This window comes from Flagellimonas sp., from assembly GCF_965222555.1.
In the GTDB taxonomy this organism is placed as follows: Bacteria; Bacteroidota; Bacteroidia; order Flavobacteriales; family Flavobacteriaceae; genus Flagellimonas.
Genome location: NZ_CBDCUG010000002.1, coordinates 46,413 through 62,529, shown reverse-complemented (window position 1 = coordinate 62,529; position 16,117 = coordinate 46,413). Strand labels below are relative to the sequence as shown.

The 16,117-nt window shown below is 39.9% G+C and carries 11 protein-coding genes; 3 read left to right on the top strand and 8 right to left on the bottom strand.

Translation table 11 applies throughout. From position 1 onward, the window contains the following. Position 1: 1 nt before the first annotated feature. From ACOQO1_RS02790 to mgrA, 5 genes are all read right to left on the bottom strand, one after another. Entirely contained in the window at positions 2 to 3,364 is a 3,363-nt protein-coding gene (locus ACOQO1_RS02790; protein ID WP_420601339.1) for a glycoside hydrolase family 2 TIM barrel-domain containing protein, read from the bottom strand. 136 nt (positions 3,365 to 3,500) lie between these two features. Next, the gene (locus ACOQO1_RS02785) at positions 3,501 to 4,670 is read right to left on the bottom strand and encodes a heparan-alpha-glucosaminide N-acetyltransferase domain-containing protein (RefSeq protein ID WP_420601338.1); all 1,170 of its coding nucleotides are present in this window, start codon (positions 4,668 to 4,670) and stop codon (positions 3,501 to 3,503) included. Positions 4,671 to 4,675: 5 nt separating this feature from the next. Next, positions 4,676 to 5,281 carry a carboxymuconolactone decarboxylase family protein gene (locus tag ACOQO1_RS02780; RefSeq protein ID WP_420601337.1) on the bottom strand — a complete coding sequence of 202 codons (606 nt, stop codon included), beginning with the start codon at positions 5,279 to 5,281 and terminating at the stop codon, positions 4,676 to 4,678. A gap of 25 nt (positions 5,282 to 5,306) precedes the next feature. Beyond that, positions 5,307 to 6,794 (bottom strand): S10 family peptidase, encoded by a 1,488-nt coding sequence (locus ACOQO1_RS02775; protein ID WP_420601336.1) that lies wholly within the window; start codon positions 6,792 to 6,794, stop codon positions 5,307 to 5,309. 42 nt (positions 6,795 to 6,836) lie between these two features. Continuing rightward, positions 6,837 to 7,853, bottom strand: a complete 1,017-nt coding sequence (gene mgrA, locus ACOQO1_RS02770; RefSeq protein WP_420601335.1) for an L-glyceraldehyde 3-phosphate reductase — start codon at positions 7,851 to 7,853, stop codon at positions 6,837 to 6,839. A gap of 180 nt (positions 7,854 to 8,033) precedes the next feature. On the opposite strand from mgrA, the gene ACOQO1_RS02765 reads away from it, so the two are divergent. The 3 genes from ACOQO1_RS02765 (at position 8,034) to ACOQO1_RS02755 (ending at position 12,857) form a co-directional block, all read left to right on the top strand. Continuing rightward, positions 8,034 to 9,170 carry a Gfo/Idh/MocA family protein gene (locus ACOQO1_RS02765; protein WP_420601334.1) on the top strand — a complete coding sequence of 379 codons (1,137 nt, stop codon included), beginning with the start codon at positions 8,034 to 8,036 and terminating at the stop codon, positions 9,168 to 9,170. Between the two features lie 189 nt (positions 9,171 to 9,359). Further along, positions 9,360 to 10,952 carry a phosphatase gene (locus ACOQO1_RS02760; RefSeq protein ID WP_420601333.1) on the top strand — a complete coding sequence of 531 codons (1,593 nt, stop codon included), beginning with the start codon at positions 9,360 to 9,362 and terminating at the stop codon, positions 10,950 to 10,952. A 78-nt stretch (positions 10,953 to 11,030) separates the two neighbouring features. Then, positions 11,031 to 12,857: a cytochrome-c peroxidase gene (locus ACOQO1_RS02755; RefSeq protein ID WP_420601332.1), complete on the top strand. Its 1,827-nt coding sequence runs from the start codon at positions 11,031 to 11,033 to the stop codon at positions 12,855 to 12,857. A gap of 27 nt (positions 12,858 to 12,884) precedes the next feature. Here the strand turns inward: ACOQO1_RS02755 and ACOQO1_RS02750 are convergent, their stop codons facing one another. From ACOQO1_RS02750 to ACOQO1_RS02740, 3 genes are all read right to left on the bottom strand, one after another. Continuing rightward, complete coding sequence (locus ACOQO1_RS02750) at positions 12,885 to 13,280, bottom strand: EthD family reductase (RefSeq protein WP_420601331.1); 396 nt, start codon at positions 13,278 to 13,280, stop codon at positions 12,885 to 12,887. A gap of 126 nt (positions 13,281 to 13,406) precedes the next feature. Continuing rightward, positions 13,407 to 14,795 carry a hypothetical protein gene (locus ACOQO1_RS02745; protein ID WP_420601330.1) on the bottom strand — a complete coding sequence of 463 codons (1,389 nt, stop codon included), beginning with the start codon at positions 14,793 to 14,795 and terminating at the stop codon, positions 13,407 to 13,409. Next, positions 14,792 to 15,967: a hypothetical protein gene (locus ACOQO1_RS02740; RefSeq protein WP_420601329.1), complete on the bottom strand. Its 1,176-nt coding sequence runs from the start codon at positions 15,965 to 15,967 to the stop codon at positions 14,792 to 14,794. Before ACOQO1_RS02740 ends, ACOQO1_RS02745 begins: the two co-directional genes overlap by 4 nt. Positions 15,968 to 16,117 lie beyond the last annotated feature (150 nt).

Below are 16,117 nucleotides of genomic sequence, written 5' to 3'. Positions count from 1 at the left end.
TTTAATCTCCTTGATGGTCAAGGGGATAGTACAATTTACTGTTTTCAATGAAAAATTCTTTATTTGCATTGTTAAAAGGTACCAACCAGAAGGTATATTTATGTTCCTTATCTCCTTTTAGCATATATTTTTCCTGAGGTTTGGCATACCAGCTGTCATCACCACCAACGCCCCGTTGGGTTAAATCTATATTTAGTTGTACCAAATCTTGTTCTTTGATGTCCGTAGTATGCTTACTTATGTTGATTTCAGGGATGCCATCTATTTGGTATTCGTCGTCTACTTTTTGATTACCTCCGTAAGCCAAACCAGCAGTGGCGTCAAAATCTTCATTGGGCATGTGTAGTGCACCAATACCAAGATTTTTTTCATTTTTCAAGGATGATACAACCAACAGACCATTCGAATTTTTATCGGAAAATGCTGCCCAACGCACTTCAGTTTTATAACCGTTTTCCTGTGGACGGATATAAGAAACGAACTGATCTTTTACCGAGCTTTCATATAAATCCACAAAAGTTGAAGCATTTCTATCTTGATAATTTTCCCATGGACCTTTGCCAAAATAGGTCATATTGCCATACTTTTTGGGCAATTGCATACGCATTCCAATTCTGGGAATATCAGCTTCATAAGTTGTGGTGCCCAATGTGTTATCAATTCTGACTACGCCTGAATTATATAAAGTATAGACCGAGGTAAATTGGGTTTCAACCCCAGGCAGTTCATATTCAATGAGTACTTGGAAGCAACCATCTTTGGGTGCTTCCACATCAAATGACTTTACCTTGGCAAAAAGCGAAGCTTTTTTCCATTCAATATTCTTTCTGGGCATCTGATTTCCAAAATCATTGTCCGTAGGCGGTCTCCAAAAATTAGGTCTTGGCCCTTTTCCATCCTTTATGAGTTCATTGCCTTCAAAAATGTAAGATGTGATTCGCCCCTCTTTTTTATCAAACACCAAGGTCATTTTTTCATTGGAAAAGGTCACACCACCTACAGTTTCCTTGAATGTTAGCTTGCCTTTGCTTTCTATTGGATTTGATTTCCATTCCGTGTTGTTCAGCTTTATTTGCTCACGCGCCACTTCAAATCCTTTTTTAAGAATGCCCCAATCTTCTTTCAAGGTTGCAGAAAACTGTACAAAATATTCTGTATTGGGTGAGACAGTGATTTTGTCCAAAGGAATTCGAATCAATTTTCCCGTATGGGGTTCCACGCTGATTTCCTCAACATCCATTTTTTGGATTAAGTTTCCATCGGCTTTGATGCTTGCGGTGATCGTGAACTGGTCAAGATTGGTGAAATCGTAAAGGTTCTCCACCAAAACCCGTAATTCATTTGTCCTGTTAACACCTTTGGGCTTAAAGTTGATGAATTCATGAGCTTTCTTTACTTCGTAAAGGGCAGGCTGTGGAGACCGATCAGGGAAAACAATCCCGTTGTTAAGAAAGGTGTTGTCGGTAGGCATATTTTCGCCATAATCTCCGCCATAAGCATAAAAGCGCTCTCCTTTTTCATTGGTTTTCCAAACGGATTGGTCTACCCAGTCCCAGATAAAGCCTCCTTGAAGATTATCGTATTTTTCAATAATATCCCAATAATCCTGAAAATTCCCGGTACTGTTCCCCATGGCATGTGCATACTCGCTTGGAATAAAAGGTCTGTCCGTTTTGTTGGACCCGATCCATTCAAAAGTTGCTGGTGAGGGATATTGCGGAACAATGATGTCCGTATTGGAATCCATATCGAGGAGATTTCCGTCAGTTTCTTTATAGCTACGCTCATACTGCACGGGCCTTTTGGATTTGTCCAGTGCTTTTATAGCTTTATAGCCCGCATAAAAATTGACGCCGCTTCCCGCCTCGTTCCCCATGGACCAAATGATTACTGAGGGATAATTTTTATGGCGACCCACCATTTCCGTCATACGAGCCAAATGTGCCTTTTCCCACTCTGGTTTTTTGGCAAGCGAGTGTTTACCGTAATACATTCCGTGCGATTCAATATTGGCTTCGTCAACCACATAGATTCCATATTCATCACATAGCTCATAAAAGCGGTCTATACGGGGATAATGGCTTAACCGTACAGCGTTGATGTTGTTCTCTTTCCAAAGTTGGACATCTTTGAGCATGAGCTCCTCGCTCATAACATGGCCGGTTTCTGGGTCGGCCTCTTGGGTATTTACACCCTTAAGGGTGATTCGTTGGCCATTGACCAACAACAATCCGTTTTTTATCTCCACGGTTCTAAACCCGATTTTTTGAGATATGGATTCCAAGGTATTTCCCTTATGATCTTTGGAAGTGATCAGCAGTGTGTAAAGGTTGGGGTGCTCTGCTGACCAAGGCAAAACATTTGGAACTTGGGTTGAAAATGTACTTTTTGATACCAAATCGGTTTGAGAGATTTCCTTTTCTTGTTGTGCAACTTCCCGGCCATCGGAATCGAGTAGGCGGAAGGAAACCTTGGATTTTTTCTTTTTGTTGGTATGGTTTTGAAGTTGAACGGAAACCTCAAGATTTCCGTTTTTATAGGATTCATCCAAAAGGCTTACTACTTCAAAGTCTTTGATGCGGACTTTGGGTTGGGCATACAGGAACACACTTCTTTCAATTCCGCTTATTCTCCAGAAATCCTGACATTCCAAATAAGAGCCATCTGTCCACCTGAAAATTTGAAGTGCTATGGTATTCTTGCCAGGTTTAAGATAATCAGAGATGTTAAATTCGGCAGGAAGTTTACTTCCTTGGGAATAGCCCACATATTTTCCGTTTACCCAGACAAATCCTCCAGATTTCATGGCTCCAATGTGCAAGAACACTTCTCTTTCAGTCCAGGAATCCTCGATGGTAAATTCTTTTCGGTACGAACCCACAGGGTTGTAATCATAAGGGACTTTTCCCGGATTTTTAGGATAGATTCTGTCCACAAATTCCATTTCAGGGGAAACAGGTGCTTTGTAATCCGCAAATTCATACTGATGGTTCACATAAATGGGAACTCCATACCCTTCAATTTCCCAGTTGGCGGGTACTTTGATATTATCCCAATTATTTACATCAATTTCAGGCTTGAAAAAATCCAAGGGCCTATCTTCTGGTTTTCTAACCCATTTGAATTTCCATTGCCCATCAAGTGAGAGGTAGTTTTTGGAAGCTTCAATATTGTTTTCCATTGCCAATGCATCCGAAGTAAATGCATGAAAACCGGCATGCGCTTCTTCTTTATTTTCAGAAATCACCTGTGGATTTTCAATATAATGGGATATGTCTTTGGTGAGTTCCTGGGCGTATAGGAAAGGAGCAAGGATAATGGCAAAAATGGTCGGTAAAACTGGTTTGGTGGTTAAGGGAATCATCGGAAATTTGTATTGTTTCAATATTAAAATTCAGTGAACGGAAAAAGAGCTACTAATATACGGCATGTAAACGTAATTTTTACGTTTATAAGAACTCAAACAATACGCGAAAACAGATTTTAGGGACCTTTACGGTCTACAGTTTTAATTTGAATCCTTTGCGTTCCATCCATCCAACAAAAAAGACCACTAAAAGTGCGAAGGCAAAAGATGTTATCAACCCTAAACTTCCCGAATTGAGCAGTTGTGGAAACCTAATTTCGGTCATATTATGAAGTGGATAAACAAAATAGGGAATCATATAGCAGGTCAGGGCAGCTGTACCGGCAGGTGCAATCGGAATGGCCCAACGAGTCAGTTTTAAAACATCGGTCACATAATGCAGCAATACAAAGGATAAAAAGCCCATACCAGTGCATATGGCCAACCACGAGGGAGTTCCTTGGATTTTTGAAATGCCCCAGAGCGGTCTTGTTAAAAAACCAAAGGTTAGACAAAGCACGCCTAACACAATGAGAATAACATAGGACCACTTAAAATTGGATTTGCTCAGTCTTTTGAACAGTAAGGTTGCCACAACACCAGCTGACGTGAATGCAGGAATCGTTCCAGAGTACAAAGGTGAAATATGGCTCAAAACCCCTTCAAACTGTAGTAAACCAGTGGATGTGGACAAAACAGACAGCACATTGAACAGAAGCCATAAAAACAACATGGCGTATAAATTGCCTTTGGTAAACAAATACACCAATGCATTGGCCAGATAAGCCCACCCAATTAAACCTAGTATGCCCCACCATTGGGGTTTCATACCTACTTCCCCGGAATCACCTCCTTTATATGCAATGGCGAGATAGATAAAAATGAATAGTCCAGCAAGTTGAAACACAATATGCCATTTTTTGGGAACAGGACTTTTTTTCCAATTCATCCATACCAAAACCACTGCTAGGGCCATTAAAAAGCACCATAGATATCTACCCAGGCCCAATGTTTCGTTATGTGTCTCATAATTAACCATGAAAAAGCCAATCAACAATAGTGATGCGGATCGGATTAAAATGTGTTTTCCGATGGAAGCGGTCCCCTCATTTTTGCTGAGTCGATGTTGTATGGCATATGGAATACTAAGTCCAACAATAAAAAGGAATAAAGGAAAAATCACATCGGAAAAGCCCAAATAATCCTCCGTTGCAGACGCATGCTGTAGCCATTTGGGTACATTGGTCAAAGTCCAGAAATCGTTTACCCAGATCATTAAGACCATGGTCAATGCCCGAAGGATATCAATGGAAGCAATTCTCATATCGTTCAATTATGGTTCCAATTGTTGGGGTCGTCACTATCGTTTGGGGAAAGCCCCAAAATGTCTCCTTCCGTGTTCACCCCAAGTCCAACAACTGTACGGTTAACATAGTTAAAATAACTGGCCACTTGGTTTATCTCCAAGATTTCTCCATCACTAAAACCTTGGGATTTTAGATGAACAATATCCTCTTTGGTAATGGTATGATGTTCCAATGTCAATTGTTTGGCATAACCCATTCCGGCTAAATGCTTTTCATCAAAAAAGGTTTCTAACTCATCATTTTTGATGGTTTCCATAAAGTTTTGGGCTTTTTCCTCATCATTCAGCAACCTTTTAAACCCTTCAAAATGGTGCTGTACACAGTAATCACATTGATTTAAGTGACTCACATAAACTCCAATGGCCTCCAAATACCACTTTGGAAGTTCGTTATTGGAGTTATGCAACACATTTTTGTACAACGCCATATGACCAACAAGGGAATGCGGCCTTAAACTGTGAATGGAAAGGACATTGTCTATGTTGTTGTTTGGACCTTTGACCCTGTCATAGATTTTTTTAAGCCGTGAATCGGCATTTTCATAGTCGACTACTTTTATCCAACTCATCGCGAAATTTTATCTGGCAATTGGATTAGTATTTGGCACTTTTTCCTTTTGAGGTGGTCCTCAGAATGAAGGCCCTAAGGTCGTCATTAGCTTTTTTAAGATCCTCTCGCCGTAAATACATCATATGACCAGAACGGTAGCCCTTAAATTCGAATCGGTCTTTCATCCGTCCACTTGGGTCCACCTGCCACATGGTATATTTGGCGTTGAAGTACGTTGTAGCGCCATCATAATAGCCAGATTGTACAAGAACATTCAAATAAGGGTTTTGAGCCATGGCCTGCCTCAGGTTGTCCCGGGTATTGTCATCTTCGTTATTCCACGGGTGTACGGGGCCAAACATATTGTATTTGATATCCGTTTTGAACTTTAACTCTTCCTGCAGGTAATAGTTAATGGCAGGGGTGAAGCTATGTAGCCAAGAGGTAAGCTCTGCGGAATAATCGGGACCGGCCCCAAAAAGCTGTCTGTCAATACCAAGGTAGCGACTATCCAACCTTCCTACGTTGTACCCACCATTGTCTTTCAGTAGGTTTTTCCAGAAAAATTGGGTAGGTACGTCCAAATTATGATCTAGAATGTCTTTTTCCTTCAATCCGGAGTAATAGGCCATTTTTTTGGCAACACTATTACGCTCTGTATCCGAAATGAATCCACCTTTGGCAATGGCAGGAATCAGCGTGTTGACGGTATACGCTTCAGATTCTGGAAGTACTTCCAGAAGGTCTTTGCTTTGCAATTCGGCTGGTAATGCTTTGTGATGCCAAGCCGCAGCCGTATAATAAGGTAAATTCAACGCACTTGAAACAGGTCCACCAACACGGATTACTTTGTAATCGGCAGGAGATACCATGATTACGCCATTCAAGTACATCCATTGTTGGTTTTGCAAGGCCAAGGAAAGTCCCATAACACGAGTGCCACCGTAACTTTCTCCAATAATATATTTTGGCGAACGCCAACGGTTATTTCGGGTTACGAAGGTATTCAGCCATTCGGCCAAATATTTTACGTCGGCATTGATTCCGAAGAATTTATCCCGGTCCACTTCGTCACCTGTTTCAGGAATGGTCCGTGAATATCCTGTATTGGCAGGATTTACATAAACAATATCGGTAACATCCAAAACAGAATATGGGTTGTGTTTTACACCATATGGTTGTACAGGGTAACCTTCATCATCTATTTTAAGGATTCTTGGTCCTGTGTAGGCCAAGTGCATCCAAACCGAGCCAGAACCCGGCCCTCCGTTAAAAGAGATCAGCAAGGGACGGTCCGCTCTATTTTTTACATTGTTTCTAGTGTAATAGGTATAGTGTAGTGCCGCAATAGGCTCTCCCATTTCATCCCAAACAGGTTGGGTGCCCGTTGTGGCCGTATAACTAATGCTTGTACCGTTGATGTTGACACTATGTTGGGTGGTTATCGTAGTATCGACAGGTATTTTTCTACTTTGCGCAAGGGCAATGGAGCTGCACAATACTACGCACAGCAAAAACTGGATTTTTTTCATTTTATGTTGAATTAGTCAGGTTCTTATAGTTTTGGTTCTTCGCTATTTTAAAATTGCTTCTATTTCTTCAAGCTCTCCTTTGGTAAAGGCGAGATTGTCCAAAGCTTTTATATTATCCAATAATTGCCCTGTTCGGCTGGCTCCAATCAATACCGTGGTGATCCGTTCATCCTTTAACACCCAGGCCAAAGCCATTTGGGCCAAACTTTGATTTCTGGAACTAGCGATTGCGTCCAATTTTTGAACTTTCTCCAAGACCTCAGGCGTAATTTGGTCGGATTTTAGATAACGAGCATCTTTTGCCGCTCTGGAATCTTTTGGAATCCCTTTTAAATATTTATTGGTCAATATCCCCTGTTCCAAGGGAGAAAAAGGGATGGAACCAATACCCTTTTCACCCAACACGTCCAAAAGGCCATCTTCTACCCATCTGTCCATCATATTATACCTTGGCTGGTGGATGAGAAGGGGAGTACCCAAATCTTTTAGAATGCCATAGGCTTTTGCAGTGTCTTCGGCACTGTACTGTGATATACCCACGTACAAGGCTTTGCCTTGTTGTACAATGTGATGCAAAGCCCCCATGGTTTCTTCCAATGGGGTATCCGGATCAGGGCGGTGGTGGTAAAAAATATCAACATAATCCAACCCCATCCTTTTTAAACTCTGGTCTAAGCTTGCTATTAGGTATTTTCTTGAGCCGAAGTTGCCATAGGGTCCCGGCCACATGTCCCACCCAGCTTTTGTGGAAATTATCAGTTCGTCCCTGTATTTTTTGAAATCCTTGTTGAAGAGTCGTCCAAAGTTATCTTCTGCGGCTCCATAAGGAGGACCATAGTTGTTTGCCAAATCAAAATGGGTTATTCCATGATCAAAGGCGGTCCGTAAAATTTGACGTGCATTATGAAAATCGTTTGTATGTCCAAAATTATGCCATAAGCCTAGGGATACCATTGGAAGCAAAAGCCCAGAGTTACCACAGCGTCTGTACTGCATTTTTTCATATCGATTTTCATTGGGAACGTAGTTTTCCACCCCAAAGGAGTCATTTAAGGCCATATGTTAAGGTATAGTTGTTTTTTAAGCGAACTAAATTTATCACATTTCAATATAGATATTCCGATTTTGAGGATTTTAACTTAAATTTTTGATAAAGAGAGGTTATGAAATGTATCTTCAATAGCATCCTTTAGGGTATGAAATAGCCAACTATAATGAACTTTTCAAAAATCAACAAACATGGACAAGCTTTCAAGACGCGATTTTAATTCCACACTTGCAAAAGGTACAGGAGCCGCTGCATTAATGTCTATATCACCATTAGCCTGCGCTATGGGGACACCTAAAACTAAAAAGAAATTGGGTGTGGCGCTTGTGGGTTTGGGAAGTTACAGTACCTATCAGTTGGCTCCGGCACTCAGGGACACGGAACATTGTTATTTAGCTGGAATTGTAACCGGAACTCCTAATAAAGAACAGATCTGGGCCAATAAATATGGTATTCCGAAGGAGAACATTTATAACTATCAGAATTTTGATGACATTGTCAAAAATGAATCCATTGATATTGTCTATGTAGTGTTACCAAACAGTATGCATGCCGATTTTTCGATTAGAGCGGCTAAAGCTGGTAAGCATGTAATTTGTGAAAAACCTATGGCAATGAATGTAGAGGAGTGCGATACCATAATCAAAGCTTGCAAGCAGAATAAGGTAAAACTTGGGATAGGTTACAGATTACATTCCGAACCGTATACGCAAGAGATAAAACGATTTGTAAGGGAGAAAACCTTTGGAAACATCAATTACATTTCGGCAGATGCAGGCTACAGGTCCATGTCCAATCCGGAACAATGGCGACTGAACAAGAAGTTATCTGGTGGAGGAGCTTTGATGAACATGGGAGTATATGCAATACAGAGTGTTATTTATGGTACAGGAGAAAATCCGATTTCTGTATCGGCGCAGGAGTATAGCACCCGTCCAGACTATTTTAAGGGAACTGATGAAACCATTACCGCACAATTTGAATTTAAAAGCGGGGTAGTGGGGAGCATTATGACATCACACAATATACGGGCCAATCGACTTTTTGCCTCATGTGAACAAGGTTGGTTTGAGTTGGACCCCGCCAGCACTTATATTCCATTGGCTGGGAGAACATCGAATGGTAAATTGAACTTTCCGCAGGAGAGCCAGCAAAAATTGCAAATGGATGATTTTGCTAAGCATATCTTATTTAATCAGCCGAACAAGGCTCCAGGCGAAATGGGAAAGAGAGATATGATTATCGTAGAGGCCATATACAAGTCGATTGTAGAAGGGGGAGAAAAAGTGGACTTAAATTTTTCGACTAATTATGGATTTGGAGGTTAATTGTTTGATTTTTAGTAAGATGTGAAATTTTAACTAAAAAGAAGGCTTTTTTAAATATTAGTATTACCCAAATTTTACATTCTAACCTTTATTTAAAGTCTATTTAATTTAATCAACATATTGGACTAACGCACTCCTAAAGATCACTAAATAGTTTTGGGCTATCAAAAACCTATAAACTATTTATTTATGAATCTGAAGAAATTATTATTTGGAACCTTACTACTTTCCGTTGTAGGCGTAGTTGTATATAGCTGTGATGGAGAAGATGGTTTGAACGGAGCACAAGGTCCCCAAGGAGAACAGGGACCCGCTGGCGAGGATGGAGAGGACTTAACAGTGGATGAGTTGGTACCTTTGACCAGTTCTGCTACTCCAAATTCCGTATTTGCGTTAAAAGGTGAGTTTGCTGGCTCTGCCAATCTTAATATGATCATGTCTTCAGAAGACATATTAGAATCGGACCCCAACTTTATTTTTGGTTCATATACTGACGGTTCAGCCCTTTATCCTAATGAAGATGGCACCTATTCCTTTATCAATAATTTGGAAGCCGATTATTCCATTGCAAGAATTCGATTAAATGAGGATTTGCAACCTCTTGAAGGAGATTACATTGTAAACGCGACAGCTACAGCGTTTACTGCCCAATGTTCCAGTTCGTCAATAACAATGAAAGAACATGGGTTTGGGCCACTATACCTTTCGGGGGGTGAATGGGGTGGAAATGCCAAAGGTGTATATAAAATAAATCCATTTCGTTCACCTGAGGATAGGGTAGAAGCAGAAAGATTACCTGCCTTGGGAGAATGGTCCACGGAGAACGCGGTTGCCATAGGAAAAAATGCATTCCCTGGTAAAACTGTGGTTTTTATGGGAGATGATGATAGTAATAATGAGTATCCGGAAGCACATTTTGCTATGTATGTAGGAGGTTTGGGAGACCTTGGTTCAGGTGATTTGTATGTGCTAAGAGGAAAGGATACTTCAGAAACTGCAATTGGATTGGGCGGGCAAAAATTTGAAATGGGAATGGCCGAAAATACTACCTACGATGTAGAGTGGGTAAAAGTGACTGAAAGAACTATTTCGGAGTTGAATCAAGAGGCCATTGATTCGGTTGCAATTGGATTCCAAAGAATAGAGGATATTGACTGGAGAAGGGGATCCGCTGAAAACAATAGAACAGTTTTATTTACCGCTACGGGAAGATTGCGAGGAGACAACCCAGATTTGGCAAATAGGGGAACTACTTTTGGCAGAATCTATAAATTGGATTTGAACAGTGATGACCCAACCGGCGATGCCAAATTAACCGTTGTGGTCGATGGAGACAAAGAAGGAGGAATTGGAGATGGTATGCACTCACCGGATAATATTCTTGTTACGGAAAATTATGCCTACATCCAAGAGGATCCAAATGGGTATGCCGATGCCAATTCAGACATTACTGGTTTTGCCAAATTGTGGCAGTATGATATTGTCAACAATACCTTTAAGGAAGTTATGGAGTGTAATCAGACCGAAGCGGAAGATTTGGGATATGGAATTGCATCTAAATATTGGGAAATTACTGGTTTGATTGATGTAACCGATATTATTGGTGCATCAGAATCCACTTTCATTGGGGGTGCACAGGTACATGGATGGAACTTTGAGACAACTCCAGAAACAGCGGTTAGGGCAGACGGAAAGAAATTTGTAGACCCAACGGCCATTGATGAGAGCTTGGCGCGATTGGAAGGATCTTTTGTGTTCAAAATCACAGGACTTCCAAGATAATAAGTTCAATTAAATATTTAAAAGGTTCCCATTTATGGGAACCTTTTTGTGCTTAACAAGTAAACCCTTTAACTGCAAATGAAAACACAATACCTTATTTACATCTGTTCTTGCCTATTTTTCCTATTCACTTCTTGTGACCATAAATCACCCAAAATAAAGCTATTTCCAGATAAAGAATCCATATTCAATAATGACATAAGGCAATATTACTTTCTAACATTGGATAGTGCCGCCTACTATATTCATAAAGTTGACACCTTGAGGTCTTTGGAAGAAAACAAATCCAATTTTTTAAAAAGCAGGGAATGGTACAAAAGGGCAGAACCTATGTTGATCGCTTACGACTATGAAAATTACCTCACCTTAAATGCTCCCAATCTCCTTAAGGTAGAGATGGAGGATTTTACGGATATAAAAAAACGGAATCCCAAAAGCTATCAGGTACTGGAGGAAGTATTATATGGGGAAGAGGAGATTCAAAACTTGGAATTACATCAGGTAGCGGAGTTTCTTAAAACCAGAATTCCTTTTGTAAGAAAGAATCACATCATCTATAGTCAAAGGGATCGACATCATTTAAAAATGATCAGAGATGCCATTGTAAATGTGGCCACAAAAGGAATAACGGGTTTTGATTCACCCATGCTGGCCAATTCACTTCAGGAGGCAATTTATAACTATCAAACTATTAAAGAGGTTATTGGAATTTATGAAAACGTTTTTACTGATGGCATTCTTTACAAAAAATGGAACGAAGAGATAGACAGGACCATTGAGATATTAAAAAATGGAAGTTTTGATGACTTTGACCGCTATGCTTTTATAAAACACTATACAAACAAACAATTGGAACTGGTTAATTATACTGCCAACGATTGGGGAATTGAACTGAATGGGTCTAGACCTTTGAATCCTACTTCTACGAACATCTTTTCCAAGGATTTCTTTAACATAAAAATGTTCGCTGTGCAGGGTTCACCAAAAATAACCCCAGAGAGGATTATACTTGGAGAACAGCTGTTTAATGACTCCGATTTGTCCAGTTCAAAAAACATAAGCTGCGCTACTTGTCATATAAAGGAAAAGGCTTTTACGGATGGCCATAAAAAAGCTGTGGGTAAAAATGGAATCGAACTTTTGCGCAATACGCCTACCTTATCATATGCTGTGTACCAAAAGACCTTTTTCTATGATGGTAGAGGGGATGGCCTTGAAGGACAAATCGTAGGTGTGGTGAACAATGAAAATGAATTTCACCTGGATTTGAATACCATGGAACAGAGAGTAAAGGAAAAACAAATATATAAATCACAATTCGATAGCCTTTATGGGGGAAAGATCACGAATTTGAATGTTAGAAATGCCATTGCAACTTATATTCGGAACTTAGCTCCCTTCAATTCAAAATTTGACCAAAACATGCAGGGATTGGAAGTATCACTTTCTAAGGAGGAAATAAAAGGGTTTAATTTGTTCATGGGAAAAGCGGCCTGCGCTACTTGTCATTTTCCGCCTACTTTTTTTGGAACTGTTCCTCCTAAATATGATGAAACCGAATTTGAAAATTTGGGAGTGCCGAAAAATGCGGATTTTGAAAACCCAATACTCGATAGTGACCCTGGATTGTTCTTCCCATACAAAGTAGAGGAGAAGCGGCATTTTTTTAAGACCTCCACTGTTAGGAATGTAGATTTAACGGGACCATACATGCATAATGGGGTGTATACAACTCTTGAAGAGGTAATGGATTTTTATAATGCCGGAGGAGGGCAAGGTTTGGGTCTTGATGTGCCTCATCAAACCTTACCAACTGATTCACTAAATCTGGACGAAAAGGAAATTAACGCCATTATTTCGTTTTTAAAAACGCTAACAGACAAGGAATTTGAGGTTCAACAATAGCCTTCTTGAAGGCATGATTAAACCCACCTATTCAAGGATTTCACTAATTTGAACTATGGGTTGAGTATTGGTATAGTTAGGGATGTCACCCACAATTTTTTTTGCATTTGGACCAAATGAGTTTTGGTAATCTTCAAGCTTATCAAAATACAAATACCCGATGGCTAAATATGGAATGGGCTCATCGGGAGTTCTGCCGCTTATACCTTTATCAATGCTGTAATGCTTCATAGCATCGCCCAATAAACTTGCTACCATGGGCATGTGGTTGTTGGAGTAGTAGTCCATATCAAAGGTCTTTCCCTCGCTGTTCGGATATAGTATGGTCACCTTGACCATGCCCTTTTCACTTTTGGATGTTGGTTTCTGACAACTGGCAAAGACGAGTACTGCAATTAGGATTGTAATGATTTTAACCTTCATTTTGTTTGGATTTGCGAATTTTAAAGTTAGTGTTTTTTCATTTCCGCAAAATGAAGTATCATAAGCAAGATATTTTGTTGGTCAGTATAGCGGATATCTGAACGGTATAAGAATTCTAAATGGACCTTAAAAACTTCTTTTATTCCTTGAGGCAGGGATATCATGAATCTCAATTTCTTCAAAATATCGTCTTCCATTTTTTCGAGAATCAAATTCCAACTTGATATTTTTCCTAACAGTAGAGTTGGATAGGTAGTCAAGAGTGGTAAATGTGATTGTTTTTATGGCATGAATAATGGCTTCCTGCGCATATTCACTATTCCCAAAAGCTGCTGCCTCCCAATTTCGCATTGAAAGACCTGATGGCAAACAACTAATAACAAACGAAATCAGCGGCACCTTCCAGCTAACGTCAGCAATATCACTTGCATAACCATATGGCCCGTCGGACCTTTCTTTTTTAAAGGGCAAAGGATCTGTTAAAAACGAGCCTTTTTCTTTTGAGGCAAGTTGATAAATAAGATTTGCAAGCTCTTCATCTTTTGGCGTGACTTTCCTTTTTTCTAAACCTGAAATATAGTGATACGCCAATTCGTTCCCAATCAATGAGGGAATAAACTCATGTAATGCCCTAAAAACCTTCCATTCCACATGGCCGTGTCTTTTCTGATTTTCAAGATGTTCTATTATACCATTATATATGGAAATGGCTTTTGCCTGCTTAGGATGTTCAATTCTCAGTTGGAGTTTTATACTATCATCCGGAATAGCCAAATTGTATACAGTGTTTTGAATCTTGGCTCTTAGAATTGCGTTGGAACCATGCTCTTTCTTGAGTTGTTCAACGTAATCAATAATGGTCATAGCATTTTTCAATGCATTCGCACCCGCATAGGTTAATTCTAAATCAATAAGAGCATCCCATTTGGAGAGACTTGCAGATGTGACCGGAGCTGGATGCCAAAAGAATGCAAGATCCACATCATCAAAACATCCTTTTTTCACCATGGGAACCCGACCACCCAGGTTACCTTCTCCCGAACTGAAAAAAAACTTTATTTGTGCATCAATTTTTCCATTTTCCACCAATTTCTTGAGTACTAAAGCTGCTCCAAGACTCCCGGTGCCAAGTAAATGATGTCCTGCTCCATGTCCGAAATCGGAATTTGGCAAATCCAACTGTTTTATGGGATTCAATGGATTATCTGCATCCGCTTCGGCAAGAATCCCAATTGCTGGACCTTTGTTTCCAAACGAGGCAATAAACATTGTGGAATAACCCCCAATATTTTCCTCAATGGTAAATCCTTCCTTTAGCAATACAGTTTTAAACAGCTTTGATGTCCGATATTCCATAAAAGAAGGTTCGGAATAATTCCAAACGGTTTCACTGATGTTAAAAAGTGAAGGTTGAAGTGCCGTGAGATGGTCCTCTGTACGAATCTTGAGGGTATTCAGGTTTTGAGCAAGTGTGCAATAGCTTATTAGATAAAGTAACAGAGTAAGGTTTTTCATTTCAAGGAGATTTTTGCAAAATATGGGTTGAAAATACCATCTGGCGCGGCGGACCACATTATATATAATTCGCCAGATTCACTAGGAACCATGCCACAATAATCACCACCCTGGGGCCAAGCCCTGATTACCCATCCGTTGCGTTGGTCCGGCCTACTCAAAGCCCCTAATCTAATACGATTTAAAGTTTCCATTTCTTGATTCATACTCCATACATATTTTTGAAAACTCCCTTCGGATTCTTCATCTGTAAAAACAACCACGACTTGGTCTTTAAGCCATGTAGCAGCATCAAGATTTAGTAAATGTGCACTTTTGGCAACTAACTTGGAGTAGCCCCAGCTTTTCCCAAGGTCTGAACTTGCAACTACTTTCAGTTCTTTTCTTTCCACATCGGTATAGAAATAAAAGAGTTTATCATTTCCTTTTACCAGGATATGGTGCTTTGCACCTGAAAGGTTTGTTATCAATGATGGAGTTGATGCGCTCAGGCTTTGTTTATCGAGCATTAAAAGCCAACTGGTCATCTGATTGAAATACGTGCTGGATTTCCCATCCCAACTTCCCCTCAACACCACGGGAATGGCAATCTGGTCATTTACAAGGACAGGTTTTTTAAAACTTATATCCGCTCCGTTAAACACTTCAATGGACTGGCTTATTGAAGCTCCGTTCTCAGTTTTGTGCACGTAAAGAACCATATTGGGACCTACTTTCTGGGTAGAAAAAATATAATGACTTCCAGAGTCCGACAAGGAAGTTGCGTAATCATGTCCCAATCCATGTGAAATGGGTGGCTGCCACTTTCCATTAATGTTTGCGAAGCTTTTTAAATGAAAACGGTTACCTTCACTGATATCAGTGAAAATAAATTGGTCGTCATCCAGCATTGTAACCCAAGGGTCGGCAGCCTCTTCTGCGAGTATCTCATTCCTAATGCTCCAACTATTTCCAAGATTATCTGATTCCATTATAATGGTTCGATAAGTTGGCTTGGCTGCATTTGGGTTTACGGAAAGAATTGATGCCACAAGATGGTTGTTATGAAGGCTCATTGTCAACTCACTGCTGACAATGCTATCTGGAAAGGGCAGTTTTTTAACAAATTCAATTTTTTGTGCACTTCCAATAATAAAGGACAGTGAAATTGCTGCAAACAAGATTTTTCTCATGCATCAATATTATCGGAATTGTTGTGAATATTGATAGGAATTATTTAATTCGAACCATACTTTTTTATCATTTAAGGACATTTGAGCATGATTGAGTTACTTTGGATTAAAAGCCTATTAAATTTCTTGGTTCTCTGCCTGTCCGGACTT